Origin of the sequence: Rhodanobacter sp. 7MK24 (assembly GCF_014842995.1) — a bacterium.
Classification (GTDB): domain Bacteria; phylum Pseudomonadota; class Gammaproteobacteria; order Xanthomonadales; family Rhodanobacteraceae; genus Rhodanobacter_A.
Map to the genome: position 1 here is coordinate 1 of NZ_JACYXL010000006.1, position 26,808 is coordinate 26,808.

The 26,808-nt window shown below is 65.5% G+C and carries 19 protein-coding genes and 1 pseudogene; 9 read left to right on the forward strand and 11 right to left on the reverse strand.

The features are described 5' to 3' along the window. Both IHE49_RS18485 and IHE49_RS11120 read left to right on the forward strand, forming a co-directional pair. Nucleotides 1–195 (forward strand): hypothetical protein (locus IHE49_RS18485; RefSeq protein ID WP_225578382.1); only part of this gene is annotated, 195 nt, incomplete at its 5' end. Between the two features lie 297 nt (nucleotides 196–492). Next, nucleotides 493–1,098 carry a DUF6159 family protein gene (locus tag IHE49_RS11120; RefSeq protein WP_343227572.1) on the forward strand — a complete coding sequence of 202 codons (606 nt, stop codon included), beginning with the start codon at nucleotides 493–495 and terminating at the stop codon, nucleotides 1,096–1,098. A gap of 1 nt (nucleotide 1,099) precedes the next feature. Here IHE49_RS11120 and IHE49_RS11125 read toward each other — a convergent pair whose 3' ends face one another. Both IHE49_RS11125 and IHE49_RS11130 read right to left on the reverse strand, forming a co-directional pair. Further along, nucleotides 1,100–1,846, reverse strand: coding sequence for a pteridine reductase (locus tag IHE49_RS11125; protein ID WP_192157841.1), 747 nt, complete (start codon nucleotides 1,844–1,846; stop codon nucleotides 1,100–1,102). A 62-nt stretch (nucleotides 1,847–1,908) separates the two neighbouring features. Further along, nucleotides 1,909–2,649, reverse strand: coding sequence for a hypothetical protein (locus IHE49_RS11130; protein WP_192157844.1), 741 nt, complete (start codon nucleotides 2,647–2,649; stop codon nucleotides 1,909–1,911). A 208-nt stretch (nucleotides 2,650–2,857) separates the two neighbouring features. Between IHE49_RS11130 and IHE49_RS11135 the strand changes: the two genes are divergently transcribed. Together IHE49_RS11135 and IHE49_RS11140 are read left to right on the forward strand one after the other, a co-directional pair. Next, the gene (locus IHE49_RS11135; RefSeq protein WP_192157846.1) at nucleotides 2,858–5,086 is read left to right on the forward strand and encodes a TonB-dependent receptor; all 2,229 of its coding nucleotides are present in this window, start codon (nucleotides 2,858–2,860) and stop codon (nucleotides 5,084–5,086) included. Nucleotides 5,087–5,145: 59 nt separating this feature from the next. Further along, nucleotides 5,146–6,339, forward strand: a complete 1,194-nt coding sequence (locus tag IHE49_RS11140; protein WP_192157848.1) for an SAM-dependent methyltransferase — start codon at nucleotides 5,146–5,148, stop codon at nucleotides 6,337–6,339. Between the two features lie 39 nt (nucleotides 6,340–6,378). On the opposite strand, the gene IHE49_RS11145 is transcribed toward IHE49_RS11140, so the two are convergent. The 5 genes from IHE49_RS11145 to IHE49_RS11165 all read right to left on the reverse strand — a co-directional run bounded on the left by IHE49_RS11145 (nucleotide 6,379) and on the right by IHE49_RS11165 (nucleotide 12,580). Continuing rightward, nucleotides 6,379–6,867, reverse strand: a complete 489-nt coding sequence (locus IHE49_RS11145; protein WP_192157850.1) for a hypothetical protein — start codon at nucleotides 6,865–6,867, stop codon at nucleotides 6,379–6,381. A 21-nt stretch (nucleotides 6,868–6,888) separates the two neighbouring features. Continuing rightward, nucleotides 6,889–8,259: a S41 family peptidase gene (locus IHE49_RS11150; RefSeq protein ID WP_192157852.1), complete on the reverse strand. Its 1,371-nt coding sequence runs from the start codon at nucleotides 8,257–8,259 to the stop codon at nucleotides 6,889–6,891. Between the two features lie 106 nt (nucleotides 8,260–8,365). Then, nucleotides 8,366–9,571 (reverse strand): peptidoglycan DD-metalloendopeptidase family protein, encoded by a 1,206-nt coding sequence (locus tag IHE49_RS11155; RefSeq protein WP_192157854.1) that lies wholly within the window; start codon nucleotides 9,569–9,571, stop codon nucleotides 8,366–8,368. A 55-nt stretch (nucleotides 9,572–9,626) separates the two neighbouring features. After that, nucleotides 9,627–10,328 carry a phosphatase PAP2 family protein gene (locus IHE49_RS11160; RefSeq protein ID WP_192157856.1) on the reverse strand — a complete coding sequence of 234 codons (702 nt, stop codon included), beginning with the start codon at nucleotides 10,326–10,328 and terminating at the stop codon, nucleotides 9,627–9,629. Next, a complete protein-coding gene (locus IHE49_RS11165) occupies nucleotides 10,328–12,580 on the reverse strand; it encodes a TonB-dependent receptor (protein ID WP_192157858.1) in 2,253 nt (750 codons plus the stop codon). Before IHE49_RS11165 ends, IHE49_RS11160 begins: the two co-directional genes overlap by 1 nt. A gap of 1,046 nt (nucleotides 12,581–13,626) precedes the next feature. Here IHE49_RS11165 and gltB point away from each other — a divergent pair. The 3 genes from gltB (at nucleotide 13,627) to IHE49_RS11180 (ending at nucleotide 20,638) form a co-directional block, all read left to right on the forward strand. Then, nucleotides 13,627–18,072: a glutamate synthase large subunit gene (gene gltB, locus IHE49_RS11170; RefSeq protein ID WP_192157860.1), complete on the forward strand. Its 4,446-nt coding sequence runs from the start codon at nucleotides 13,627–13,629 to the stop codon at nucleotides 18,070–18,072. After that, nucleotides 18,069–19,511, forward strand: a complete 1,443-nt coding sequence (locus IHE49_RS11175) for an FAD-dependent oxidoreductase (RefSeq protein WP_192157861.1) — start codon at nucleotides 18,069–18,071, stop codon at nucleotides 19,509–19,511. Before gltB ends, IHE49_RS11175 begins: the two co-directional genes overlap by 4 nt. Nucleotides 19,512–19,753: 242 nt before the next feature. Next, a complete protein-coding gene (locus IHE49_RS11180) occupies nucleotides 19,754–20,638 on the forward strand; it encodes a methylglyoxal synthase (protein ID WP_192157863.1) in 885 nt (294 codons plus the stop codon). 288 nt (nucleotides 20,639–20,926) lie between these two features. Here the strand turns inward: IHE49_RS11180 and IHE49_RS11185 are convergent, their stop codons facing one another. Then, on the reverse strand, nucleotides 20,927–22,165 hold the full coding sequence (locus IHE49_RS11185) for an oxidoreductase (RefSeq protein ID WP_192157865.1): 1,239 nt from the start codon (nucleotides 22,163–22,165) through the stop codon (nucleotides 20,927–20,929). A gap of 46 nt (nucleotides 22,166–22,211) precedes the next feature. On the opposite strand from IHE49_RS11185, the pseudogene IHE49_RS11190 reads away from it, so the two are divergent. Together IHE49_RS11190 and IHE49_RS11195 are read left to right on the forward strand one after the other, a co-directional pair. Further along, nucleotides 22,212–22,397 (forward strand): annotated as a pseudogene (locus IHE49_RS11190) (methylglyoxal synthase); the annotation flags it as partial. A gap of 179 nt (nucleotides 22,398–22,576) precedes the next feature. Next, nucleotides 22,577–23,050 carry a hypothetical protein gene (locus IHE49_RS11195; protein ID WP_192157869.1) on the forward strand — a complete coding sequence of 158 codons (474 nt, stop codon included), beginning with the start codon at nucleotides 22,577–22,579 and terminating at the stop codon, nucleotides 23,048–23,050. Nucleotides 23,051–23,178: 128 nt separating this feature from the next. Here IHE49_RS11195 and IHE49_RS11200 read toward each other — a convergent pair whose 3' ends face one another. From IHE49_RS11200 to IHE49_RS11210, 3 genes are all read right to left on the reverse strand, one after another. Then, on the reverse strand, nucleotides 23,179–23,559 hold the full coding sequence (locus tag IHE49_RS11200) for a hypothetical protein (RefSeq protein ID WP_192157871.1): 381 nt from the start codon (nucleotides 23,557–23,559) through the stop codon (nucleotides 23,179–23,181). A 139-nt stretch (nucleotides 23,560–23,698) separates the two neighbouring features. Then, the gene (locus IHE49_RS11205) at nucleotides 23,699–24,367 is read right to left on the reverse strand and encodes a MarC family protein (protein ID WP_192157873.1); all 669 of its coding nucleotides are present in this window, start codon (nucleotides 24,365–24,367) and stop codon (nucleotides 23,699–23,701) included. A gap of 241 nt (nucleotides 24,368–24,608) precedes the next feature. After that, on the reverse strand, nucleotides 24,609–26,738 hold the full coding sequence (locus IHE49_RS11210) for a beta-galactosidase (protein WP_192157875.1): 2,130 nt from the start codon (nucleotides 26,736–26,738) through the stop codon (nucleotides 24,609–24,611). Nucleotides 26,739–26,808: the final 70 nt, after the last annotated feature.

The window sequence follows — 26,808 nt, forward strand, 5'->3', positions numbered from 1 at the left end:
TCAGCCACCTTCGCGCCGGCCTCGACCTCCTTGAGGATCCGGACGATCTGTTCCTCGCTGAACTTCGACTTCTTCATGCAGAGCTCCTTGGTGGGGAAACTCTACTTCCGACTGGCTCGAATCAACGAGGACGCTTCAACTTCGTTCGGTGCTCCCGGCCCTTTGCGCTACCGGGCGCTTGGCTCTCCCGGATAGTACCGCACCGGTCGATATGCCCCTCGCGTTTGCGTCTCTGTTCGCTGGCGTCAACGGCTTCATGTTCCTTCTACGGGCGGGGGCGTCGACTTCGACGCCCTCCGCTTTCTGAATAAGCGTCGAATTGATCAATTCGTTGCCTCGGTCTCTGGGTCTTTGCCGTCGACCTTCGCCAAGATTACATATTGCGACGGGCGTCGGCAGCGTCCTGTGGAGATACAACGGAACGTGTATCGCCACGAGTGTTGGCTTACTATGAGCTGTCACTATATAAAAAGCATGTAATTAGACAGGATCGTGTTCTTCAACACCGCACTGGCTGGCGTGGCCCTGCAGCGCCTGCGTGGCGAACCGGCCGGACTGGCCGATGGCTTCGCGCTGGCGCGCTCGCGCTTGGGCAGCATTTTCGGCTACGCGCTGATCGCGGCCACCGTGGGCCTGTTCCTGCGCGCATTGCAGGAGCGACTGGGTCTGATCGGACGTTTCGTGGTGAGCCTGCTCGGCCTGGCATGGACGGTGGCCACCTTCCTGGTGGTGCCGGTGCTGGCCAGCGAAGGCATCGGCCCGGTCGATGCGGTGAAGCGCAGCGCGGAGCTGCTCAAGCGGACCTGGGGCGAGAACCTCATCGGCAACGCGGGCCTGGGCGCGGTGTTCGGCCTGGTATTCGTCCTCGCAGCCCTGCTTGCAGCCGTGCTGGTGTTCGGTGCGGTCGCTACCCAGTCCATCGCTGTCATCGCGCCGGTGCTCGTGCTGGTGGTGATCGCCTTCATCCTGCTTGGGCTGGCGCAATCCACGCTGCAGGGCATCTACGCCGCTGCGCTGTACCGCTACGCGGAAGCGGGCGAGGTGGGCGGCGGTTTCGACCAGGCGCTCCTGGAGTCGGCGTTCCGCCCCAAGCGTTGATTCACACCGCCAGGGTGCGGCCGCCGTCCACGCGGATGATCTGGCCGGTCACGTAAGGCGCATCGCGAAGCAACCACAGCACGGCGCCGGCCACGTCTTCGGGCGAGCCGGCACGTTGCAGCGGGGTGCGGGCGAGCATCGCCTGCTGGTCGTCGTAGGGCTTGCCGTCGCTGGGCCACAGCACGGCACCGGGCGCCACGCCGTTGACGCGGATGTCGGGAGCCAGGTCCAGCGCCAGTGCGCGCGTCATCGCCGCCAGTGCGGCCTTGGCCATGCAGTAGATCGGATGATCCGCCAGCGCGCGTTCGGCGTAGATGTCCACGAGATTGACGATGGCACCGTGCGCCGCGCGCAACGCAGGCGTGGCAGCTTGCGCGAGGAAGAACGGCGCCTGCGCATTTGATGCGAACAAGGCGTTCCACTGTTCGACGCTGGCTGTGCCGATGGGTGTGGGGAAGAAGGCCGAAGCGTTGTTGATCAATGCGTCGAGCCGGCCGAAGTGCGCAAGCGTGCCGTCCACCAGCGCATTCGGCGCCTGCGGATCGATCAGTTCGGCTTGCAGCACCAGGGTGCTGCCGGCGCGGGCATGTTCGAGTCCGGCTGCCAGCGCCTTGGCTTCTGCCACCGAATGGCGGCAGTGCAGGACGAGGTCGTGGCCGGCGGCGTGCAGGGTGCGCGCGATCACCGCGCCCACGCGTTTGCCGGCACCGGTGATCAGGGCGACGGGGCGTTCATGGGCGGCCGGCATGCGGTGATTCCTGCGCAATTCGTGATGGCGAGAGCTTGCCGGATCGGTGTGGGCGCGTCATCTCAAGCCTTGTCTGGCGGTGGTCGACGCTTGCGCGTGGCCACCTTGCGTGCGGCGCCAGCCAGCTTGCGCACGCGTGAAGTCGTGCGCGTCGTGGGCACTGCATCCGATGCCTCGCCGCCTTCGTGCTCGATGCCATGGCTGAACAGTTCGAGGGTGGTGGCGGCCACCTGTCCGGTGTCGTAGTAGGCGTAGGCGCCCACGCCCAATGCGCCGATCACCGGCAGCCAGCGCGACAGGCCTTCGCCCACTGCGCGCTGGCTGAGCTTCATGCCGAGCTGTTTGGCGATGCGCTCCACCACGGCGAACGACATGCGGCGGAACAGCAGACGGTCGCCCATGCGTACCACCAGGTCGCGGAAGGCCTGTGCCGCGGTATGGCGGAACAGGCAATACAACATCTGCTCGCGCCCAAGTTCGGCGTGGCGGCCGTAGGCGGCGGCGATGTCGCTGACCATCTGCGCCTGGATTTTCCAGATCGCCATCAGCTCCGGCAGCACGGTGAGCCAACCCAACGGCCCCGGCGGCAGTGCCAGCGTGCCGGAAGTCAGCGCCGCGCGCTGTGCGGCACGGCTGGCGATCTGGCGGGCCTTCGCCTGGGGATCGTCGGCGCCTTCCACCTTGCTGGCCGGGATGCGGCTGATGAAGTCGAGGATGGCCTGGGTGACCCGGTTCGTTTCCTCCTGTCCACCGATCACGGCGGGTACCTGGCGACTGCCGTTGGATGGGTCGGGCTGGCTCATGGCGGACTCCGCGGAATGCCGGCGAGGCATCTGGAATGGCCAGTCTAGAGCCGAGGTATGAAGCCCGGGTCAATGGCGGCGCGATCTCGCGACCATGACTTGTGGCCCGTGCCGGGTTGGGTTCAGTGAAGGTAATGTTATAACATTACAGTTCATGACCCGGTCGCTGCGCCGGATCGCTGTCTCCCAGGAATCGGAATCCCGACCCATGAAGCTTTCCCCGCTTGCCCTGAGTCTCGCCGCAGCGTTGTGCGCGGTCTCCGTCCATGCATATGCCGCCGACGTCACGCCTGTCCCTGCTTCTCCTTCGACCGGGGCGGCGAGCACCGGCGGCGGGACCACGGATGGCGATGACAGCCAGCCGGCCTCGCGCAACAAGCGCTCGCCGAATGTGAAGGACCTCGGCGGGGTCAGCGTTACGGCAGCGCTGGATCAGGCGCGCAACGCGCTGTCGCCAGACACGGGCTCCAGCCAGTACGTGATCGACTCGAAGGACATCCAGGCCTTGCCGCTGGGCGCCTCCACGCCGCTGAACCAGGTCGTGCTGCAGGCGCCGGGCGTGGTACAGGATTCCTACGGCCAGCTGCACGTACGCGGCGACCACGCGAACCTGCAGTACCGCATCGACGGCGTGATCATTCCGGAGTCCATCTCCGGTTTCGGCCAGACACTGGACGCGCGCGCGATCCAGAGCGTGAGCCTGCTCGACGGCGCGCTGCCCGCGCAGTACGGCCTGCGCACCGCGGCGGTGGTGGACATCACCACCAAGACAGGCGCCGACCTCGGCAATGGCGGCAGCATCGGCGTCACCGGCGGTTCGTTCGGCAGCTTCAACCCGAACGTCTCGCTGTGGGGCAACAGCGGCAACTGGAGCGGTTTCTTCACCGCCAATTACCTGCAAAGCGACATTGGCATCGAAAACCCCACCGCCAGCCGCACGCCGATCCACGACCACACCAACCAGGTCAAGGGTTTTGGCGATATCACCTATCTGATCAACAACGACACGCGGCTGAGCTTCATGTTCGGCTTCACCAACAACCGTTTCGAGATCCCAGACCGGCAAGATGTTTCTCCGCAGTTCGGCTACCTCGACGTCACCCATTTCAACTCCGCCGACTTGAACGAGCAGCAGGACGAGCAGACCCGTTTCGGCGTGCTGTCGCTGCAGGGCAAGCTGGGCAGCACCGACTACCAGGTCTCGCTGGGCCAGCGTTACAGCGGCCTGCAATACCTGCCCGACGTGATCGGCGACCTGATGTTCAACGGCGTGGCCGGCACCATCAACCAGTCCGACCGCGCCAGCACGCTGCAGGCGGATTTCGCCATGCCGCTGGGCGACAGCAACACCCTGCGCTACGGCGTCTACGGCGAATTCGACCGCGCCGGCACCAATACCAACTCGCTGGTGTTTCCGGCCGATGCCGACGGCAGCCAGACCAGCACGGTGCCATTCAACATCTTCACCAGCGCGCCCGTGTTGGCCAAGACGTGGTCGGCCTACGTGCAGGACGAATGGAGCATCGGTGAAAACTGGACGGTGAACTACGGCCTGCGCGGCGACCAGTACTCCGCCTTCAACACCACCCAGAGCCAGCTCAGCCCGCGCATCGGCATGGTCTGGCAGGCCGGCGAGAACACCACCGTGCACGCCGGCTATTCGCGCTACTTCACGCCCCCGCAGACCGAGCTGATCTCCGACGCGGACATCGCGGCCTTCGCCAACACCACCAACGCGGTGAAGAACTACGGCAACAACACGCCGCTGGCCGAGCGCTCCAACTATTTCGACGCGGGCATCTCGCAGAACTTCGGCAGTTCGTGGACGCTGGGCCTGGACGGCTATTACCGCCAGGTGCACGACCTGCAGGACGAAGGCCAATTCGGCACCGCGCTGGTCTACTCCACCTTCAACTATCGCCAGGGCCGCGTAACCGGTACGGAGTTCACCGCCAACTTCAACAACGGCCCGTGGACCGCCTACTTCAACTTCGCCTGGAGCAAGGCGATGGGCAAGGACGTGGTCACCAGCCAGTACAACTTCGCTCCCGCCGAACTGGCGTACATTGCGAACAATTACATCTATCTCGACCACGACCAGAAATACACCTCCTCCGGCGGCATCAGCTATGCCCTGGACGACGGCACCAAGTTCGGCGCCGACTACCTGTTCGGCTCCGGCCTGCGTCGCGACTACGTGCTGCCGGACGGCAGCAACATCCCGAACGGCGCCAGCATGCCTGTCTACTTCCAGCTGAATCTCGACGTCTCGCACGACTTTACGTTCGATCATTTCGGCAAGCTGCATACCCAGCTCGCGCTGATCAACGCGCTGGATCGCACCTACGAGCTGCGCGACGGCACTGGCGTGGGCGTGGGCGCGCCGCAATACGGTCCGCGCCGCGGTTTGTATCTCAGCTTGCAGAAGGACTTCTGACGCGGCTGCGCGGCGGCATCCGTTATCCTTGCCGCGCTTCCACCTAACCGGCCGACGCCATGCATTCCCGCCTTCCAGAACCGAGCGCCGAAGAGCGTGCGCATTCCGATCTGTTGCTGCAGCACGTGCGGGAACACATCGCCGCGCACGGGCCGATGCCGTTCTCGCAATTCATGGAGCGCTGCCTGTATGCGCCGGGGTTGGGTTACTACAGCGCGGGCAAGACCAAGTTTGGCGAGGCGGGCGATTTCGTCACCGCGCCTGAACTGGGCGAACTGTTTGCGTGCTGCGTGGCGAACACAGTGGCGCCCGTGCTGGACATGCTGGGCGAGCAGGCGAATTTCCTCGAACTCGGCGGCGGCAGCGGCGCGTTCGCGGAAGTGGTGCTCAAGGCTCTCGCCGCGGCCGGCAGCCTGCCGCATCGTTATCTGATACTCGAGCCCAGCGCCGACCTGCGTGAACGCCAGCGCGAACGCCTGGCTGCCGCGCTGCCCGCCGAGATCAACGAGCGTGTCAGGTGGCTGGACGGGCCGCCCGACCACGGCTGGCGCGGCGTGCTGTTCGCCAACGAGGTGATCGACGCGTTGCCCAACACGCGCATCGCGATGAAGGGCGGCGAGGTCTATGAGGAATACGTGGCGCTGGACGGCGAAGGTCGGCTGATGCGCGTGGATCGCCCCGCCGATGCGCTGGTGGCCGGCGCGGTGCGCCACGTCGAGCGTGATCTCGGCGAGGAATTCGCCGACGGCTACCGCAGCGAGATCCTGCCGCAGTTGCCGTACTGGATGCAGGCGGTGGCCGGCACGCTGGAAGTCGGCATGCTGCTGTTCGTCGACTACGGTTACGTACGCCGCGAGTTCTATCAGCCCGAGCGCCGCGACGGCACGCTGATGGCGCACTACCGCCACCACGCGCACGGTGATCCGTTGTGGTTGCCCGGCCTCAACGACCTCACCGCCTCGGTGGATTTCACCGCGCTGGCCGAGGCGGGCAACAGTGCCGGTTTCGGCGTGGCCGCTTACCTTCCGCAGGCGCAGTTCCTGATCGCCAGCGGTTTGCAGGAAGCTTTCGGGAACGCCCACGCGCGGACCGACGACGAGGCGGTGCGTTATCGCCTGGCGCAGGAAGTGAAACGGCTCACCCTGCCGGACCGCATGGGTGAGCGTTTCCAGGCGATGCTGTTCGCACGCGGGCTGGACATGCTGCCGCTGCCGGCGGAATTGCTGGAAGCGGATCAAGGTGAGCGATTGTAAGAGCGGCGTTCAGTCGAGATGGTTTGTTGCGGAAATTTATTAGGCAGCTACTCGCTGAACCAGCACGACATGCTGTTTGGGTGAAGTTTGCGATTTTGAAAGCGTGGCAGCGTTCTGGAAATGAAGATACGACCGACTGCCGGCAGAAACTACATGCCGGGCGATCGATACACGACCGAGAGAGCCCAAGTAGGCGCGGTAAACCACAAACTGTTGCTGGCGGACAGCAAGGTGTGGCTCTTTGTCTATGGCTACGAACTCACTGATCGCGAATGAAAGGGCTGATTTGGCAACGGCGGGTGAGACGCTGATTGGCAGCGAGAGTACGGCCAGGTACGACATAGGCATGAATGTGCAGAGTTGATGCCCAAGACCACACTCCACATCGCAGTTCAGAAGTCGAACGGGAAGGCGGGAATCGTAGCTGTGCAAGGAAAACGGAAGATCGGCGACACGCGATGCCACCTCGGCAAATGGCAGAGGAAAGTACCGGCCGTTTGCTTCTTTTGATTCCAGATCCCGCGACATGGCTGCAAAAATTGTCTGTGGTTACTTCGCCACCGGCGCGCCGCGCCCCAGCGCCATGCCCTTCAGCACGTTCAACGCCTGCGCCAGCGCATAGTCGCTGGTGGCAAGCTTGGCTTCGGCGGCGCTGCCGTCGTTGTCGATATTGCCGCCGGCCTTGGTGTTCTCGTTCGCGAGGTGGTTGGGCAGGTCGGCTTCCGAGCTGATCAGTTCCGGCGCACTGTCGGCCTTCTGCACACTGAGGTCGGCCAGCGGGATGTCGGGCTTGATGCCCTCGGCCTGGATCGAGGTGCCGTTGGGCGTGTAGTAGCGCGCGGTGGTGAGCTTCACTGCGTGGTCGGCATCCAGCGGCAGCACGGTCTGCACCACGCCCTTGCCGAAGGTGCGCTGGCCCATCAGCAGGGCACGGTGGTTGTCCTTCAGCGCGCCGGAGACGATCTCGGCGGCGGAGGCGGTGCCATGGTTCACCAGCACCACCAGCGGTGCGCCCTTGAGCAGGTCGCCGTGGTGCGCGCTGAAGCTCATGTTGGAGTCGGGCAGGCGCCCGCGCGTGGTGACGATGGTGCCGGAGTCGAGGAGGTCGTCGCTCACGCCCACCGCGGCGGTCAGCAGGCCGCCAGGGTTGTTGCGCAGGTCGAGCACGGCGCCCTTGGGTGCACCGTTCTTGGCGATCAGGTCGCCGAGCTTGTGTTCGAGGTCGGGTGCGGTGTCGCTCTGGAACTGGGTGATGCGGATGTAGTCGTAGCCGGGCTCGAGCTGGCGCACCTTGATGCTGGTGACGTCGATGTTCTCGCGTACCAGGTGCATGTCCACCGGCTTGTCGCTGTCCTTGTGCAGGATGGTCAGCGTGATCTTGCTGCCGGGCTTGCCGCGCAGCTTGTTGAACATGTCGTCCACGTTCTGCCCGTCGACCAGCACGCCGTCGATCTTCACGATGCTGTCGCCGGGCTTGATGCCTGCGCGCGAAGCGGGCGTGTCGTCGATGGGCGTGACGATCAGCAGGCCGCCGTCCTGTTCCTCCACCTGGATGCCCAGCCCGCTGTACTGGCCGGTGGTGTCCTCGTTGAGCTGAGCCAGGCCGTCCTTGTCGAGGTATTCGCTGTGCGGATCGAGGCCGGCAAGCATGCCGGTGATTGCGTCGTTCATCAGTTCCTTGTTGCCCACCGGCTCGACGTAGGCCTGGCGCACGATGTCGTAGACGCGGCTGAAGCGGCGGATGTCGTCCAGGCTGGGCTGGCCGTCGGCAGCCTTGGCCGGGGCGTCGGCGCGCACGTGGGTGGGCGCCAGATCGGTGGGTGGTTCGGGCGCGCTCGTGGCGGGCGCTGGCACGTTCTGCGCATGCACGAACGGCGCCGCCAGCAGCAGGGCGCACAGGCTGTAGGTTGGAAACCGCATGGAACGACTCCGGGGAAGGGGGCGGAGCCGCCGAGCGGACGGCAAGCTCCAACGCTACCAGCCTGCGACGACAAGGCGTTGCCGTCAACGCCGGCGGATCGGGCGATCAGTGTGACTTCAGCCAACTGCGTGGATCCACGGGCTGGCCATTCTGGCGCAGCTCGAAATACACGCCGGTGTTGGTGCCGGTAGGGGCGCTGGCGGTGCCCACGGCCTGGCCGGCGGTCACCGCGTCGCCCACGCCGTGCAGCAGGGTCTCGTTGTTGCCGTACATGCTCATCCAGCCGTTGCCATGGTTGAGGATCAGCAGCATGCCGTAGCCGCGCAGGAAGCCGGCGTAGACCACGCGGCCGTTTGCCACGGCATGCACCTCGCTGCCGCCGGGCGCGCGGATCAGCACGCCGTTGCCGTAGCTGTGTACCTCGCCGGAGGCCGGCCAGGGCAGGTTGCCGCGGATGTCGGCGCCGGCGCCGCCCACTTCCAGCGGCGGCGGTGCCTTGCCGCCGTGCTTGCGCGCGGCGGCCTGCTGGGCGGCGGCGCGGGCGGCGGCCTCGCGCATGGCCTGGTCGATCTGTTTCTGCAGCCGATCCACCAGACTATTGAGCGATTGCTCGTCCTGTTTCAGCGCGGCCAGCCGCTGGGCCTGATCCTGATAGGTAGCGTCGGCTTCGGCGGCCAGCTTCTGCTGCGCGGTGCGCTGCTGCGCCAGTTGCCTGCTTTGCTTCTCGCGCTGGTCGCGCTGGACCTGCAAGGCTTGCTGTTCGGCGGTGATCTGTTGTTCCAGCGTTTGCAACTGGGCAAGGCCGGCCACCAGCTGCTGCACCTTCTGCAAGCGGTCCTGCTGGAAGTATTTCGAATAGACCAGGGCGCGCGCGATGCGATCCATGTCGTCGTTGTCCAGCAGCAGGCGCAGGTCGGAACCGTGGCCCAGCGCATAGCTGGCGCGCAGCAGGTCGGCGATGGCGGCACGCTGGCTGGCCAGTTTCTGCTTGAGATCGGCGCGTTGCTGCTGCAGCTGTTCAAGCTGCTGTTGCCTGGCGGCGATCTCGGCGTCGGTCTGGCGCAAGGCGCGCGCGGCCGCGTCCAGTGCGGCGGCCTGCTTCGCCAGTTCTGCGTTGAGCTGGTCGCGGTGCGCGGCGGTGGCGGCCTGCTGCTTGTCCAGCGCCTGCACTTCCTGGTGCACGTTGCTCAGTTTTTGCTTGGCCGCGGCCTGTTCGGACTGGCTCTTGTCCTGCGCGTGAGGGGACGCGGTGACGAGCGCGGCGGCGAGCGCGATGACGGACAGGGCAGGGACGCGGGCGAGGCTGGGCATCGACCGATTATCGCCGAGCCGGCGAACCGGAGCGAGCCGGCGGCGCGCCACCCGTTCACATGGCCGGCTCATCGGGCAAGGCGAGCGCCTTGCGCAGCTCCGTGCGCGCAGCCGCATAGTCGGCCTGCCAGGAAGGATCGTCCAGCAGCCGCTCGCCGAGCACGGTGCCGGCAAGCCGGCCGGCCTCCACGTCGCTGGGGAAATGCGCGCCCATCACGATACGGTGCCGGGCGTAGAGATCCGCACGGGCGAAGATCGCGGCGCGCTTCTCCGGCAGCATATTGGCCAGCAGTACCGCCGCGGTGTAGCCGAACGTGGCGTGCCCACTGGGGTAACTCCAGTCGTCGGGCTTTTCCGCCGCGAGCGGCTGCACCTGCGCGGATACCGCCGCCGGACGCGGATGACGCCAGTAATTCTTGGCCTGCTTCACTTCGGCCTTGTCCAGCGCGGCCACGCGTTTGAAAAAGGCGGCCGTGCTGGGCAGCCGCTCGGCTTGCAGGTTCACGCCCAGTGCGTCCGCAAAGCGGAACACGGATCGCTCCGCGTCCGCCTTGGCCGCCGCCGCTTCGGCGGCGGTTCGTGCGTGTTGCGTGGCCAGCACCACATCCAGGTCCTGCCGTGCTTCGGGCGAATCTGTTGCCGGTGGCGGCGGCAACAGGCGGGTCAGTTCGACCGGCAGGGCGGCAGCGTTGCCGTCGGCGGCCAGTACGTTCTGGCCGGCCAGCAGCAGCACCACCAGCAACAGCGCGTGCTTCATCAGAACAGGTCCGCGGAGAACGTGACGTTGTAGTTGCGCGACGGGATGGTGAAGTACAGCGGCGTGCCATCGGCCACGGTGGTGCCGGCCAGCGCATTGATGTTGGTGTTGTTGAACAGGTTGTTGATCTGGAAGCCGATCTTGATGTCCTTCACGTCCGTCCGGTGCAGGTCGAAGCGGTAGCTGGCGGCGAAGTTGGTCACCGCGTAGCCGCCGATCGGCGTGTCATCGTTGGCGTTGGCGGTGTAGTAGGTCTTGCCGACGAACTTGTCCATCAGCGACGCATACACCGGGCCGTTGCGGTAGATCAGGCCCAGCGCGGCGGTCTTGTGCGGCGTGTTCGGATTCCAGGTGTTGCTCTCGGTCTGGATCGCGCGGTTGAGCGAGCCGTTGGCGTAGATGCTGAAGCCGCCGCCGATCATGTAGGTGCCTTCCAGCTCGAGGCCGGTGTAGTGCACGCCGCCGCCGTTGTAGAAGTAGGTGACGCCGCCGATCTTCTGGCTCTGGATGAAGTTGTTGAAATTGATCTTGTAGACGTCGCCGGACAGCGTCAGGTCGTCGCTGTTCCAGGTGGTGCCGACCTGCCAGTTCGTGGTTTTTTCAGGCTGGAGGCTGCCGTCGGAGATGGCCGGGTCGGCTACGTAGAGCAGGTTGAGGTTGGGTGCCAGGAAGCCCTTGGCCCACTGCGCATAAGCCGTCCAGTCCGAAGTGAATGAATAGTGGAAGGCCGCCGAGGGCAGCGTAGCGTTCCATTTCGCCGAATAATCCAGTGGCGTACCCGTCTTCTGGTTGTACTCGGCGTCGAGGTTGCGCTTGAAGTCGTCATACTTCAGGCCGCCCACCAGCCACGCGTTGTCGGTGATGTTCCACTGGTATTCGAGGAACGGCTGGAAGGTGGTCAGCGAATCGGTCATCACGCGGTCGACCGGGCTGTCGCTGCCCTTGGTCGGCGCGCCGGTGGTGTTGATGGCCGGTACGTCCAGCGTGTCGTCGAACTCGTATTCCCAGCGCAGATTGTCCTGGTGGTCGAACCAGGCGCCGGTGCGGATTTCGCCCGGGCCCAGTTCCTTGCTCACGCGGAGAATGTCGCCGAACGAGCGGTACCAGTTGCGCATGTGCTGGCCGGGCACGTCGTCCGGATCGAGACAGTTGTTGCCCTTCTTGTCGCAGAACGTGCCGTTCGGCGTCTCACCGTTCGGGTCCAGGCCGTTGAAGCCGAAGTGGTTGTAAGCGTAGGTGTAAGCCTTGTTGTCGACCGTCCAGCCGTCGAACTCGGAGTGCAGGCCGATGTAGGCCATGTACGTGGTGATCTGGTCATTGTTGTAGCGGTAGTACGACTGGCTGGTCGGATCGTTGTTCAGGGCATAGTTCGGGCCGTACTCGGCGATCTGCGCCTTGCTGGCGCCGAATGGCACGTACTGGTTGATCTTGTTCCACATGCCGCCGAAGGTCAGCGTGGTGTTGTCGCCCAGCGGTTGCACGATCTTGGCGAAGATGTTCTGGCGGCGCTGGCCGGCGTAGGTGAGGTAGCCGTCCGAGCTGCCGTTCTGCACGTTGATCACGGCGGCGGTGCCGCTGTCGTTGAGCTTGCCGGTGTCGATGCGCGCACCTTCCACTGCCGTCGCCCAGCTGCCGTAGCTGAGGTAGGGGTGCAGGTTGAAGTCGGCCGAGGGATCGATGGATTCCACCGACACGGTGCCGCCGAAGGTGGCGTCGCCCAGCGTGCTGGCGGTGCCCGGGCCGCGGTCCACCGTGACGCTGCTGGTGTCCTGGTTGGTGAAGTACGACGTGGAGTGGTGCGTGAAGTCGTTCGAGTCGCCCCACGGAATGCCGTCGAAGGTGACGTTGTACTGGCCGTCCTGGAAACCGCGGATGCTGGCGACCGCCGTTTCCATCAGGCCCGAGCCGTTCGGTGCGATGGTGTAGGTGCTGGGCGAGATCGCGATGGCGTCGGTGTAGTCGCCGGTCGGAGCAATGTTTTCCTGCAGGAACAGGCTGCCGATGATCGACTGCGGCTCGACCGCCACCAAGGAGCCCTGCGTCGGCGCGGTACTGGTCGCGTTGACGGTGCTGGCATTCACCTGCACCTTCGCCAGCGTCTTGGGGTTGTTCGCCGTGGCTCCGATGGCGCTTGCATCCGCCGTCGGCGCGATGGGCGTGGTGTTCGTGTCATCCGCACGAGCCGGCGAGGCGATGGCGGCGGCGATGGCAAGCGCGAGCACGGCGCGCAGGACGGGCATGGATTGGGTCATGGGTGGGCACCGGAGAGGAAGGGGGTGTAGACAGCGGCGCGGATGCTGGCCCTTGCACATGACATTTGTGCTGCAAAAGGAAGATGCGATTTGCGCGGAAAATTGCGGCTCCCTGGCGCAATTTGCTTCTCTTAGTGTTCTCTTAGGCCTCTCTTAGATTTCTCTTAGTTCTCGATGCGGGAGAGCGGATCATTCGTCGACGACAGAACGGTTTCACCTGTCTTCCAGTGCGGTGACCGGGTCATTTCTCTTTTGTGTATCCATGTATCCAAAAGAGAAGCGGTCGAGAGAAAAGAGTGCTCGATGCGGCGTTTGGCCGCCTTCCTGTCCGACCAAAAGGACGCCGCCTTTCCCCCGCGCCCGCTGCGCGGTCTGATCGTCCCCGCCTCGTCAAGGCCAGAAGCCCGGGAAGCGGCGCTTCAAGTGCGCAAAAGCAGCGTCGACATCCAGAACCAGGACAGGGCCGATGCGGCACGAGGTACCGCGGGGCTTCGAACCTCGGTTTCCAGATGCGGCGCGGTATGGCCTCGCGTCTATCGCGCGGGCAGGAATGGCTCCCAAACCCCCAGACCCAGCTTGCTTGCAGTTCCGCCGCATCGAACCAGGCAGTTTCTCTGGTTCCTTGCTCATGACCTCGGGCATCCAGTCTTCCGCTCTTCGGGGCGATTTCGCCGTTCGCCGTCGTTCCTGCGGCGGCATGGCCAGCAAAGAGAAGAACCCGCACGCCTGCAGGCGACCGAAGCCGCCTTGTTCCTTGCAAGCAAATCCAGATGCCCAGCAAGCAAACCAAAACCCGCAAAGCGTAGTCCCACTCGCAAGTCTGCAATTCCGCCCCGCAGGGGAAGAAGCGAGGTCCCCGCTGGTCAGCTTTCTCTCGATACCTGCGCGGCTCCAAAGCCCCGAATCGCCAAATTCCATTTGGACGTATAGAAGTCTTTGACGCGACGCAACAAGTGTGTTGTAGTCGAACCGTAATCCACGAAATCCAGGACGGTGCTCCGGCAGCCGCTGGCTTTCCGTGCCCTGCCGTCCAGCGAGTGAGCAAGATGAAGCAGTCCGGTGGAACAAGCCTGTACGACGCAGCGTTCGAACACGACAGCTGCGGTTTCGGTCTGGTGGCGCAGATCGACGGCCGCGCCAGCGCGTGGGTAGTCGATACCGCATTCAACGCCTTGGCAAAACTTTCGCATCGCGGCGCGGTGAACGCGGACGGCGTGAGCGGCGACGGCTGCGGCGTGCTGATCCGGCGTCCGCAGGCCTGGTTGCGCGCCCTGGCCAGCGAAGCGGGCATCGCGATCGGCGAACGTTTCGCGGCAGGCGTGGTGTTCCTCGACACAAGCAGTGACACGGCCGCAAAAGTGCTGGAGCGGCATCTCACCGAAGAAGGCGTGCGCGTGGCGGGCTGGCGCGAGGTGGCGGTGAACGAGGAGGCCTGCGGTCCGCTTGCCGCCGCTGCGAGGCCGCGCGTGTGCCAGGTGTTCGTCGATGCCGGCGATGGCATGGATGACGAGGCGTTCGAGCTGGCGTTGTTCCGCGCGCGCCGTCGCGCCGAGGCCGCACTGGCGGAGGATCCGGCGTTCTACGTGGTGACGTTGTCGGCGGGACTGATCGGCTACAAGGCGATGGCCGCGCCGGGGCGCCTGCGCGAAGTGTTCGCCGACCTCACGCACCCGGCGCTGGTCGCCGACGCGGTGGTGTTCCACCAGCGCTTCTCCACCAACACCACGCCGCAGTGGCGGCTGGCGCAGCCGTTCCGCCTGCTGGCGCACAACGGCGAGATCAACACCATCCGCGCGAATCGCCGCTGGATGCAGGCACGCGAGACGATCTGGCGCTCGCCGCGCGTGGAACTGGGCGACCTTGGCCCGCTGGTGCGCCAGCAGGGCTCGGACTCGGAGAGCCTGGACAACGCGCTTGAGGTGCTGCTCGCCGGCGGCATCGATCTGCTCGCCGCAATGCGCATGCTGGTGCCGCCCGCATTCGCCGCGCGCGAGAACATCGACGAGGACCTCGCGGCGTTCTACGAGTACTACGCGCTGCACAGCGAGCCGTGGGACGGCCCCGCGGGCCTGGTGATGTGCGACGGCCGCTTCGCCGCCTGCACGCTGGACCGCAATGGCCTGCGTCCCGCGCGCTGGGCGCTGTCGGACGACAATCATTTCATCATCGCCTCCGAGGCGGGCCTGTGGGACATGCCCTCGGCGCGCGTGGTCGCCAAGGGCCGCCTCGCACCGGGCGAGATGATCGCGGTGGATTTTCGCGAACATCGCCTGCTGCGCGACGCCGACATCGACGATATCAACCGCAAGCGCGCGCCCTACCGCGACTGGTTGCGCGCCGGCGTGAGCTACCTGGAATCCGACCTGATCGACCCCTCGCTGGCCGCCGAGCCGTTGCCCGCGGATCAGCTGCGCTGCTATCAGAAGCTGTACGGCCTCTCGCGCGAGGAGCGCGAGACGGTGCTGAAGGTGATCGCCGAGCTGGAAGCCGAGGCCACCGGCTCGATGGGCGACGACACGCCGGTCGCCGCGCTGTCGCGGCAGGTACGCCCGCTGTTCGACCGCTTCCGCCAGGCCTTCGCGCAGGTCACCAATCCGCCGATCGATCCGCTGCGCGAAAAGCTGGTGATGTCGCTGGTCACGCAGGTGGGGCCGGAAGGCAACGTATTCGAGTTGAAGCCGGAGAACGCCAAGCAGATCCTGATCAACTCGCCCATCCTTTCGCAGCGCAAGTTGCGCCAGCTGCTGGCGTTGCCGCAGTACGCCGGGACGCCGCGCTTCGACCTGATGTACGACCCGGCGCAGACCAACCTCGAAGCCGCGCTGCGCCAGTTGTGCGAGGACGTGGCGAAGTCGGTGCGCGACGGCAACGCGCTGGTCTTCCTCAGCGACCGCTATCCCGAGCGCGACAAGTTGCCGGTGCACTCCCTGCTCGCTACGGGCGCCGTGCACGCACACCTGGTCGAGCAAGGCCTGCGCTGTCAGTGCAACCTCATCGTGGAAACCGCCACGCCGCGCGATGCGCACCAGTTCGCCTGCCTGCTGGGCTTCGGCGCCAGCGCGATCTATCCGTGGCTGGCCTACCAGAGCCTGTTCGAGCTGGGGCGCGAGGGGCACATCGACGGTGACCGGCTCGAGATCGGCCGCAGCTACCGCCGCGGCATCCGCAAGGGTCTGCTGAAGATCCTGTCGAAGATGGGCATCTCCACCATCGCCGGCTACCGCGGTGCGCAACTGTTCGAGATCGTGGGCCTCGCGCCGGAGGTCGTGGCACTGTGCTTCCCCGGAACGCCTTCGCGCATCGGTGGTGCCGGTTTCGCGGAACTCGAACGCGAGCAGCAGCTGCTTGCCGCCGAAGCGTGGAACGCCGCGCAGCCGCTGCGCGCGGGCGGCATCTACAAGTACATGCACGGCGGCGAGTACCACATGTACAACCCCGAGGTGATCGCCTCGCTGCAGCTGGCGGTGCGCTCGGGCGATCCCGCCGATTACCGTGCCTACGCCCACCATGTCGACCATCGCCCCGCATCGGCGCTGCGCGACCTGCTCGCGGTGCAGCCGCTGGGCGCGCCGGTGCCGCTGGATGAAGTGGAGCCGGTAGAGGCTATCCTGCGGCGCTTCGACTCCGCGGGCATGTCGTTGGGCGCGCTGTCGCCCGAGGCGCACGAGGCGCTGGCCACCGCGATGAATCGCCTCGGCGCGCGCAGCAATTCCGGCGAAGGCGGCGAAGACCCCGCGCGCTACGGCACCGAGAAGATGTCGAAGATCAAGCAGGTCGCCTCCGGCCGCTTCGGCGTCACGCCGCAGTACCTGGTCAACGCCGAGGTGCTGCAGATCAAGATCGCACAGGGCGCCAAGCCCGGCGAAGGCGGGCAGCTGCCCGGCCACAAGGTGGATGCCACCATCGCGCGGCTGCGCTACGCCAAGCCCGGCATCGGCCTGATCTCGCCGCCGCCGCACCACGACATCTACTCCATCGAAGACCTCGCCGAGCTGATCCACGACCTCAAGGAAGTGAACCCCGGTGCGCTGGTCTCGGTGAAGCTGGTGTCGCATGCCGGCGTGGGCACCGTGGCCGCGGGCGTGGTGAAGGCGGGCGCGGATCTGATCACCGTGAGCGGCCATGACGGCGGCACCGGCGCCAGCCCGCTCACCTCGATCAAATACGCCGGCACGCCGTGGGAGCTTGGCCTGGCCGAAACGCAGCAGACCCTGCGCCGCAATGAGCTGCGCGGCCGCGTGCGCCTGCAAACCGACGGCGGCCTGAAGACCGGCCTCGACGTGGTCAAGGCTGCGCTGCTCGGCGCCGAGAGTTTCGGTTTCGGCACTGGCCCGATGGTGGCGCTGGGCTGCAAGTACCTGCGTATCTGCCACTTGAACAACTGCGCCACCGGCGTGGCCACCCAGCATCCGGTGCTGCGCAAGGATCACTTCACCGGCCTGCCCGAGATGGTGATGAACTACTTCCGGTTCATCGCCAACGACGTGCGCGAACACCTCGCACGGCTGGGCGCGCGTTCGCTGGCCGAACTGATCGGCCACAGCGAACTGCTCGCGCAGCGCGACGACGCCACGCCCGTGCGGCACGGCCTGGACCTCGCGCCGTTGCTGGACGGCAGCAGCCTCGGCGCCGCCAGCGACAGCGCCTGTGCGATGGCGCGCAACCCGATGCGCGATCCTGCCGCGCTTGCCATGCGCATCGAGGCGGACACCTCGCCGCTGGTGGAACTGGGCGAAGGCGGCCACTTCAGCTATTCCATCGTTAACACCGACCGCGCCGTCGGCGCGCGCCTTTCCGGTGCCATCGCGCGCCGGCATGGCGATCACGGTATGGACGACAAGCCCATCGTGCTGCAGCTGGAAGGCGCGGCCGGCCAGAGCCTGGGCGCGTGGAACGCCGGCGGCGTGCACATCGAACTCACCGGCGAGGCGAACGACGGCGTGGGCAAGGGCATGGCCGGCGGCCGCATCGTGGTGCGTCCGCCCGCCGATTCGCCGTTCGCCACGCAGGATGCCTCCATCATCGGCAACACCTGCCTGTACGGCGCAACGGGCGGCGAATTGTTCGCTGCGGGCCGTGCGGGCGAGCGCTTCGCGGTGCGCAACTCCGGCGCGGTGGCCGTGGTGGAAGGCGCGGGCGACCACTGCTGTGAATACATGACCGGCGGCGCGGTGGCCGTGCTCGGCAAGGTCGGCCTCAACTTCGGCGCAGGCATGACCGGCGGCTTCGCCTACGTGCTCGACCTCGAGCGCGATTTCGTGGACTGCTACAACCACGAGCTGGTGGACATCCTGCGCATCTCGCCCGAAGGCATGGAGCACTACATGCAGCACCTGCGCAAGCTGGTGACGCGCCATGTGGAATACACCAATAGCGACTGGGGCCGGCAGGTGCTGCGCGATTTCCGCGGCCTGCAATACAAGTTCTGGCTGGTGAAGCCGAAGGCGGCCAGCCTGGCCGTGCTGGCGGAAGAATTGAGGAGCGCGGCATGAGCGAGCACAAGCTGTTCCAGTTTCTCGACCTGCCGCGGCAGACGCCGCGCACCGTGCCGGTGGCGATCCGTGTGCTGGGCTACGGCGAAATCGCGGGCGATTTCGGCGAAGCGAATGCGGGGGCGCAGTCGGGTCGTTGCCTGGATTGCGGCAACCCGTATTGCGAGCACGCCTGTCCGGTGCACAACTACATCCCGAACTGGCTGAAGCTGGTGGAGCAGGGGCGCATCGTCGAGGCGGCGACGCTGATGTACGAGACCAACCCGTTGCCGGAAATCTGCGGCCGCGTGTGCCCGCAGGATCGCCTGTGCGAAGGCGCCTGCACACTGGAGCAGACTGCGTTCGGTTCCGTGACCATCGGCAGCGTGGAGCGTTGGGTCACCGACGAGGCCCTGCGCCAGGGCTGGCGGCCGGATCTTTCCGCCGTGAAGGAGACCGGCAAGCGCGTGGCCATCATCGGCGCGGGTCCGGCGGGTCTCGCTTGTGCGGATCGCTTGCGCCACGCGGGCATCGCCGCCGACGTGTACGACCGCCAGCACGAAATCGGCGGCCTGCTGACCTTCGGCATTCCGCCGTTCAAGCTGGACAAGGCCGTGGTGCAGACGCGGCGTGCCTTCCTCGAGCAGTTGGGTGTGCGTTTCCTGCTCGGCCACGAAGTAGGTCGCGACATCGAGTTCGGTCAGTTGCTGGACGATTACGACGCGGTGTTCGTGGGCACCGGTGCCTACACTTATGTGGACGGCAAGCTGCCGGGCCGCGGGCTGCACGGTGTGCATGACGCGCTGCCGTTCCTGATCGCCAACACCGAGCGACTGTTGCGCGACGAGCCGCCTGCGCCGGCGTTCGACCTGCGCGGCAAGCACGTGGTGGTGCTGGGCGGCGGGGACACCGGCATGGACTGCAACCGCACCGCGATCCGCCTCGGCGCGGCCAGCGTCACCTGCGTCTATCGCCGCGACGAAACCAGCATGCCCGGCTCCGCGCGCGAAGTGGGCTACAGCCGCGAGGAAGGCGTGGAGTTCCTGTTCCATCGCCAGCCGCTGGAAATTCTCGGCGACGAGCACGGCCGCGCGCGTGCGGTGCGCGTGGTGCGAACCGAGCTTGTCACCGATGGCCACGGCCGTCCGCGTCCGCACAACGTCGAAGGCAGCGAAAGCGAGCTGCGCGCCGACGTGGTGATCCAGGCCTTCGGTTTCCTGCCCAGCCCGCCTGACTGGCTGGTGTCGCACGGCGTGAAGCTGGCGCACTCCGGTCGCGTCATCACCGGCGCCGACGGCGCGCTGCCGCAGCAGACCAGCCACCCGCGCATCTTCGCCGGCGGCGACGGCGTGCGCGGCGCCGACCTGGTGGTGCGCGCGGTGCACGACGGCCGCGAAGCCGCGGCTTCGATTGCGCAGATGTTGGCTACGCAGGTGGAGGCTGTCGCGGCGGTGGCTTGAAGGATGATGATTTTTGGCTGTTCACCCTGAGCGAAGCGCCGAATGGGCGAAGTCGAAGGGGTACTTCGACTGTGCTTGCTATTGCAAGCTACGCTCGGTGTGAACGGACGCTCTGTTCGTCATCCCGGCGGAGGCCGGAATCCAGTAGCGATTACGCCCATCCAGGCCACACACTTGCTGGATTCCGGCCTGCGCCGGAATGACAAGCCAAAAGCATCGCCATCACCCAAGAGGACACTCCCATGCGCCTGGGCCTTGCCGCCAACCAGCTGCACCACAGCCACGACGACGCGGCACTGTTCCGCTGGCTGGGGGCCTGCGAACAGGGCATCCGCGAACTGGGTCTCGAACTGCATGCGGTGGGCCGCACCCACGACGCCATCATGCGTGCCGGCCTGCTGGCGAACTACGCGACCTTGCGCCGCTACCCCTACGGCCGCGCCGGCGGACTGATGAAACTGGTGGCCGAAGTGGTAGGCATGGACGGCGATGCGCGCACGCTGGATGGTGCGATCTACTTCATCGATCCGGTCGATCCGTCCTCGATATTCCCCGAAGCGGTGGCGCTCAAGCGCCAGTGCGTGATCCACGCCAAGCCCTTCCTCTCCACCGTGGCCTCGGCGCGCGACTGGATCGAGCTGGAGCGCATGCATGCCGGGCTGGAACCCGATCCTGGCGCGGACGATCTGCACGCGCTGGAGTCGCAGACGCTCGCCCTGATCGCCCACGACGCCATGAAGCCCGCGATGCTGGCCTATGCGGCCGAGCACTTCGACACGCTCTCTCGCTTCGGCCGCCGCGTCGCCACCGGCACCACCGGCCAGCGCCTCAACGAACTGGCCTGGAGCCGCGGCTGGCCGCAGGGCAAGCCGTGGGCGGACCGCTACCAGAGCGGTCCGATGGGCGGCGATGCGCAGATCGCCGATCTGGTGCTTGAGCGCCGCTGCCATCGAGCGATCTTCTTCGAGGACCCGCACGTGGCGCGCCAGCATGAGGCCGACATCCAGCTGCTGGAGCGTGCGGTGACCACGCTCACCGACGTGGCGGTGTGCATCACCACCCCGCGTGTGGCGGCGCGCTGGGCCAAGGCGGCGGAGTTGCGGAGGAATCGGCGGGCAGCCGGTTGATTGCGTATTGGCTTGCGGCTGAATCGCGCAGGCTGAAAGCCAAGGGGAAGAAGGGATTTCCTGGTGAACTCTACTTTGCCGCCCTGTTTGGCGGCTTCTACCTCGCGTGCGTTGGCCATGCCGACGGAAGCGGCCACGGCGGTAGCTTGAGGAAAACCTGCACGGGCGAGTCCCTCTCCTTCCGGGAGAGGGTTCGGTCGAAGCGAGGCGCGACGACGTAACCGAACCATCACTCCCGTGTCGACTCTCCCTCGCACAAGTCCGGTCTTGCTTGGAACCTCCCAAAGTCTAGAAACTGATCTTCAGAATCTGTCCGTTGTTGCCGACGAACCATCCGGCTTTGGGATTCGCGAAGGCGACGGCCCAGTATCCGCTCACGGTAGGCAGCCAATACCAGTTCTGGCCTTCGTCGGGAGTCCAGGCCGCCGATCCCGAATTGAAGTCGGGTGCGGTTTCGGCGGTGATCACGACCGTGCGATCGAATCGGGGCCCATGGTCATGCTGGTCTTGACCCTGATCATCCTCGTCGTTGGACGATGCGGAAAAGTGACGGTCGCGCAGGCCTCGGGCGTACGCCACGCAGAAGACTGCTCCGGGGGTTGGCGGTGGGTTGGTCAGCGTCCAGGTCGCGCCACCATCGTGCGAGGTCGCTGCGTCGGCTGAGGTATTGCTCGACAAGTCGCCGCCGCCGACAAAGCCGTTGCGCGCATCGCGGAAAGCCACGCTCAAGCCGCCAGCACTGGCGTTGCTGATGAGCGGAGTGGCATAGGCGTTCCAGGTGCTGCCGCCATCGCGCGTTGCGAGAATGCGCGCGGTGGTCGAACCGCCGGTGGCGATCCACGCGTTTTGCGTTCCCTGCGTGGTGATGCAGGTTCCGCTGGCTGCGAACGAGGCTTCTCCCGGGAGTGCCGGCGGCATGCGGCCGGCGATCGACTGCCAATGGATGCCGTCGAAGGTGCGCAGATCGGGAAACACCCCATTCACTGAATCGCTGTGCGCGATGCCGCGGTCGGGGGACCAGAAGGCGAAACAGTCGTAGAACGCGTTGGTGAGCTGGTTGGTGAATTCGACTGTCCAGTGTGCGCCGCCGTCGACGGTCTTGTAGATCTTGAAGTCGGTGGTGTTGGCGCCGACCGACGACAGATAGGCGATCCGGTCGCTCACGGCATGGACATCGCGGAACTGCAGATTCTCCGCGCCGGGTACCACGCCGGACTTCCAGGTATTGCCGCCGTCGGTGGTCACCACGTAGGTTCCCCCGGCTCCCGAAGCCCAGACCACGCGCGAATTCACCGGGCTGACGGCGATCAGCAGCTGTGTGGTGCCGCTCGATTGCGGCGTGAGCGTAGGTTGACGAATCTTCGGAGGGCTGTCCGCAAAAGCAAGAGTAGCGAACGCAGCGAGCAGCAAAACGAGTACCGAATGCTTGAACATGGCAGCCCTCCCCGGGTAGTCGATCCAGAGCAGCGTAAAACTCTCAAGATGAGGGTTTCGCGAAATCGAGGGTTCGAGATCCGCCTTCTCCATGCATCGAAGGGTCGTGCGCAAGATCGCCGGCCTGGCGCTGGTGCGCCGCTGCCAGCGCGCGATCCTCTTCGAGGGCTCGCGCGTGGCGCGCCGGCAGGAGGCCGGTACCCGACTGTTCGAGCGTGCGGTGACCACGATCACCGATACGGCGGTATGCATCAACACGCCTTGCGCAGTGGCACGCCGGGCAGAAGCTGCGGAGTTGCGGCGGAATCGACGTGCGGTCGACTGATTGCGTACCCGCTTGCTGACCGAGCCGCGGGTCGTCTGTAATGGGAGCGGTCCTGAGGCTAATGTCCGGCCTGGGTCGGGACGGACCTGAGAGAAGATGCGGACAATGATCACGGAGAACGGAGGGAGGCTTGAATGGAAACGTGCACAGTCAGGTGGTCACTATGGCGCAATGGGGTCGTGGCGTTGCTCGGCTTGACTCTGGCTGTGCCTGCTCTGCTGGTTCTCTTCACAAGTGACAAGGATCAAGGTGCCCTTTTGCTAGGTGCGTTGCTTTTCGGTCTTGTCGCCCTGCTGTTCGGTCGTCGGGCGCTTTATCGAAAGCCGGTCCTGGTTGTCGATGCGCAGGGCATGACCTTGCCGAGCTATGGACTGGTCCCATGGGATGACATCGATAGGGTCGGTGTAGCGCCGGGGCAGGCGGTCCTGATTTTCCCCAAGCGACCGGAAGCTTGGCAATCCAGGCTGCCAACCTTCTATGCCCTGATGTGGCGGCTGTTTCCAAAGCGACGCTGCCTAGGCGTATCCCTGCAGAACGTAGATACGCTCACGCCGACCATCTATGACGCCATAAAGACGCATCTCGCAAGTGAGAGCACGGGAAGCGGCCTGCTGGTACTCAAGCGCGGGTACAGTGCGGTGCCTATCTCTTGAATGGGCATGCGTACTCGAGTACCGCTATGTAGCCAAAATGGGGTATCGGCCAATGGCCGCTTTCGACTGCGGAAGCGGAAATCAGGGCGCTGTATGAGAGCTGCTTCCACCGATGAGATCGAGGTGGTTCAAGGGCCGCCCCTTTCTTCGCGCAAAAACACGCCGTCGCGCGAATATCTGAAAAGATGGGCGCTGTCTGGTGCGCAGCACTGAGGATCCGCTTTCCCGAAATAGGGCCACGCGAAAACGATCCCCTGGTTGTCCATGAGCACTGCATCCAGCCTGCACCCGTCAACGGAATCATCCGACGGATGGCAGAAGGTTGACGAGTCCTTTTCCGCCAACGCAAGTATGTCCCGTTCGTTGGGCGGGTGAAGCATAGGAACGGCGCTCTTCGCACGAAGTGCTTCCGTTTCTCTTTCCAGAAATTCGGAATGCCGCCGTTCGCTCGTTCGCACGCATAAATGGATGGCGCCCATCACGAGGAGTATCGCGCCGACCTCGGCCACGACTACCTTCCAGTTCGTGGGCCATCCTTGGTTGTGTTCATCGAGCCAGCTGGACTCGCCATGTTTGCAAAGGTCCGCCTGGGTCGAAAATGGATCTCAAGTATTGCGTTGCAGGCACTCTGCCTTTGCAGGCAAGGCCTCAGGCAAACAGCGCCTTGAGACCAGCGACAGCGATCTGCAGGCCGATGCAGAAGATGAAGAACGCGATCAGCCGGTTGAAGATCTTCTCGCCCTGCGAGCCGAGGTAGCGCTCGATGCGTTGCGTGTTGAGGTAGAACACATACACCAGCGCGCACATCGCCACGATGGCGAGCAGGATCGCCGCCATGTTGAGCGCCAGTTGGCGCAGGTCGGCGTCGGCGCCATGCGCGCTCAGGGTCAGCAGCACCGAGATGGTGCCCGCGCCGGTGGTCAACGGGAACGTCAGGGGATAGAACAGCAGGTTGTCGATATTCTTGTGCCTGGGCTCCGCAACATCGCCGCTGCTGTTGCTGTCGGCGCTGTCGTCCTTGTCGGAGGTAAGGAAGCCCCAGCCCATCTTGCAGATCATGATGCCGCCGGCCAGCTGCACCACGGGAATCGACAGTCCGAACAGCTTCAGCACCCACTCGCCGGCGATCAGCGTGACGGTGCAGATGCAGAACGCGTACAGCGTGATCTTGCCTACCGCCTGCTTCTTGCTCGCCTTGTCCAGTTGCGAAAGGTAGGGCATCACCACGAAGGCGGTGCCGATGGGATTCACCACCGGGAACAGCGCCACCACGCCGATGAAAAGCAGGTGGATGAAAGTGTGGATTTCGGAGGCCATGCCCGGCGGATCCCCTGGCGAGAGTGGGTTGCGCGGCCCGGCGAGGTCGGCCATGCGCGGCGGATGTGCATGATACCGCCGTGCAGGTACAAGCTTTTTGAGAGACGTTTGGCTGCTGCTCGTCATCCCGGCGCAGGCCGGGATCCAGTGGCGATTACGCTTGTCCAAACCATGCGGTCGCTGGATTCCGGCCCGCGCCGGAATGACGAGAAAACGGCAGGGTGTGCTTACGGGACAGCGTCTACTTCGTGCCTTCCTTCCAGATCAGTACGCCGGCAGGCGCCAGCGGCACCTGGCCGTCCACGACATGCGCGGAAGCGGGCAGCTGCAGGTCGAACGGTCTGGGGTTGTAGCTCACCATGAAGTCGTAGCCGCCGCGCCAGTCGTGGAACACGCCAGCAGGCAAGTCTTCGATGGGCACGCCGGCATTCTGGTAGACGCCGCGCACGATCGCACGCTCCAGCTCGCCGTCGTCGGTGGAGACACCGATCATGGTGACCGTGCCCTTGCCCAGCTTGCGCGTGGTCGCCGCGGCCTTGCCGGCGTAGTAGTGGTCGGCATAGGTGGCGAGCACTTCGGTGCCGGGGCGTGGCGTGAGAATGTCGGCCCAGCGGTGCCAGGCGTGTGTCTTGCCGCTGGCTTTCACCTCGGCGTCGACGCTGGGCGGCAGCATGTCGAAGCCGTCCACGTCGTCGCCGATCAGGTCGAGGATGGGTGCGTACCACGGCCCTTCGGGAAACTGGCCCAGCTCGTTCTTCTGTCCGGTGCGGCTGGTGAGGATGAGGTGGCCGCCCTGTTCCACGTAGCGTTTCCACTTTGCCGCCAGCGCGGGGCTCACCATCTGGTAGGCCGGCGCGATGAGGAAGGGGTAGCGGCTGAAGTCGCTGTCCTCGGCGATGAAGTCCATCGGCGCGCCGGTGGTCTGTACCGCCAGCGTGTAGCCGTTGCGGTAGGCCCAGGTGTTCCACAGCGTGGTCTGCGGCTGGATTTCCAGGTCCCAGAACACGTCCTGGTTCCACAGGTAGCCGGTGTAGCGCGCGGCGAGGCGCTCCGGCAGCTTCGCTGACGGATCGAGCTTGCCCTCGAACGCCTTGATGTCGCGCAGGGTGTCGGTGAATTCGCGCCCGGTGCGCGAGAGCGTCACGCCGTCGGTGCCCACGATGCCCTCGTGGTACATCTCGCTGCCGCGCAACGGGTGGCGGTAGCGATAGGTGGCGAGCAGGGAGGCGCCGGAGGCGAAGGCATGCCACATCCACATACTGATTGCGCCAGGCATGGGTTGCGGGTTGATCGAAGCCCAGTTCACCTGGCCGGGCTGCAGCTCCATCACGCCGAAGGTGCCGTTGACGGGACGGAAATAGGCGGCGGCCTCCATCAGGTTCGCGGGCTTGCCGACGGCGTAGCTGTCGCCGCCCAGCACGTTGGTGCCGGCAACCGGGTAGAGCGTGAAGGTGGGGAAGTCGAGGTCGCGCGTGCGGCGCGGGTCGGTGTCGGTGCTGACGTTGGTGTAGTCGGTGGTCACCCACTGCCGATGGCCGGCGTACTTGTGGATGATGTCGGCCTGGTCGTCGAGGAATTGCGCCTGCGTATCGGCGCGGAAGCGTGCAAGGTCGAGCACGGCGTGCGGGCTCAGTTTGTCCTCGGCGGCCAGCGTGGTGTTGGGCAGCAGCACTTCGTCGAAGCTGCCGTAGCGCGTGCTCCAGAACGAGCCGGCCCATACCGCGTTCATCGCATCGACGGTGCCGTACTTCTTGCGCAGCCAGTCCTGGAAGGCCTTGCGTGCGCTGTCGCTGAAGTCGGGGAAGGTACTGGGCTCGTTGTCGATCTGCCAGCCCCACACGCGCGGATCGTGGCCGTAGCGCTGCGCCATCGCCGTGACGATCTTCGCCACGAAGGCTTTGTAGGTGGGATCGGTCAGCGACACTTCGGCGCGGATGCCGTGCTCGTGGCGCTGGCCGTGCTCGTCGACGCGATACACCTGCGGGTAGCGCTGGCCCATCCAGCTCGGTACCGCCGCCGAAGGCGTGCCCAGGATCACGCGCAGGCCCGCCGCGTGCGCCAGCGCGATGGCGTGGTCCAGCCAGGTGAAGTCGTACTGGCCTTCCTTCGGCTCCAGGTAGGTCCAGCTGAACTCGGCCATGTGCGTGAAATCGAAGCCCAGCTTGGCCATGCCGTCGAAGTCGCGCTGCCATTGTGCTTCTGGCCACTGCTTCGGGTAGTAGTAGACGCCGAAACTCATCTGCTCCCGCTGGTGCAGCAGCGCCGCGCCCTGCAGATGCGCGTGTTGCGGGTTGCCGGCATCAGCGGGAGCGGCAACAGCCGCGGTGGCGACGGCGGCGGCGAGCAGCGTGGCGAGCAGGGGTTTGAGCATGGATTTGCCTCGGGTCGAGGTTGTGTATATTTGTAATACTATATGCCTTTCCGTCACGAGGGTGCTCGCC

Bases quoted from the DNA above. Each gene is read 5' to 3' on its own strand.
- IHE49_RS11150 (WP_192157852.1), bottom strand. From the start codon at position 8,259: ATGCGGTTTCCAACCTACAGCCTGTGCGCCCTGCTGCTGGCGGCGCCG.
- IHE49_RS11145 (WP_192157850.1), bottom strand. From the start codon at position 6,867: ATGTCGCGGGATCTGGAATCAAAAGAAGCAAACGGCCGGTACTTTCCT.
- IHE49_RS11125 (WP_192157841.1), bottom strand. From the start codon at position 1,846: ATGCCGGCCGCCCATGAACGCCCCGTCGCCCTGATCACCGGTGCCGGC.
- IHE49_RS11175 (WP_192157861.1), top strand. From the start codon at position 18,069: ATGAGCGAGCACAAGCTGTTCCAGTTTCTCGACCTGCCGCGGCAGACG.
- IHE49_RS11210 (WP_192157875.1), bottom strand. From the start codon at position 26,738: ATGCTCAAACCCCTGCTCGCCACGCTGCTCGCCGCCGCCGTCGCCACC.
- IHE49_RS11140 (WP_192157848.1), top strand. From the start codon at position 5,146: ATGCATTCCCGCCTTCCAGAACCGAGCGCCGAAGAGCGTGCGCATTCC.
- IHE49_RS11165 (WP_192157858.1), bottom strand. From the start codon at position 12,580: ATGACCCAATCCATGCCCGTCCTGCGCGCCGTGCTCGCGCTTGCCATC.
- IHE49_RS11205 (WP_192157873.1), bottom strand. From the start codon at position 24,367: ATGGCCTCCGAAATCCACACTTTCATCCACCTGCTTTTCATCGGCGTG.
- IHE49_RS11135 (WP_192157846.1), top strand. From the start codon at position 2,858: ATGAAGCTTTCCCCGCTTGCCCTGAGTCTCGCCGCAGCGTTGTGCGCG.
- IHE49_RS11185 (WP_192157865.1), bottom strand. From the start codon at position 22,165: ATGGAGAAGGCGGATCTCGAACCCTCGATTTCGCGAAACCCTCATCTT.
- IHE49_RS11130 (WP_192157844.1), bottom strand. From the start codon at position 2,649: ATGAGCCAGCCCGACCCATCCAACGGCAGTCGCCAGGTACCCGCCGTG.
- IHE49_RS11180 (WP_192157863.1), top strand. From the start codon at position 19,754: ATGCGCCTGGGCCTTGCCGCCAACCAGCTGCACCACAGCCACGACGAC.
- gltB (WP_192157860.1), top strand. From the start codon at position 13,627: ATGAAGCAGTCCGGTGGAACAAGCCTGTACGACGCAGCGTTCGAACAC.
- IHE49_RS11155 (WP_192157854.1), bottom strand. From the start codon at position 9,571: ATGCCCAGCCTCGCCCGCGTCCCTGCCCTGTCCGTCATCGCGCTCGCC.
- IHE49_RS11160 (WP_192157856.1), bottom strand. From the start codon at position 10,328: ATGAAGCACGCGCTGTTGCTGGTGGTGCTGCTGCTGGCCGGCCAGAAC.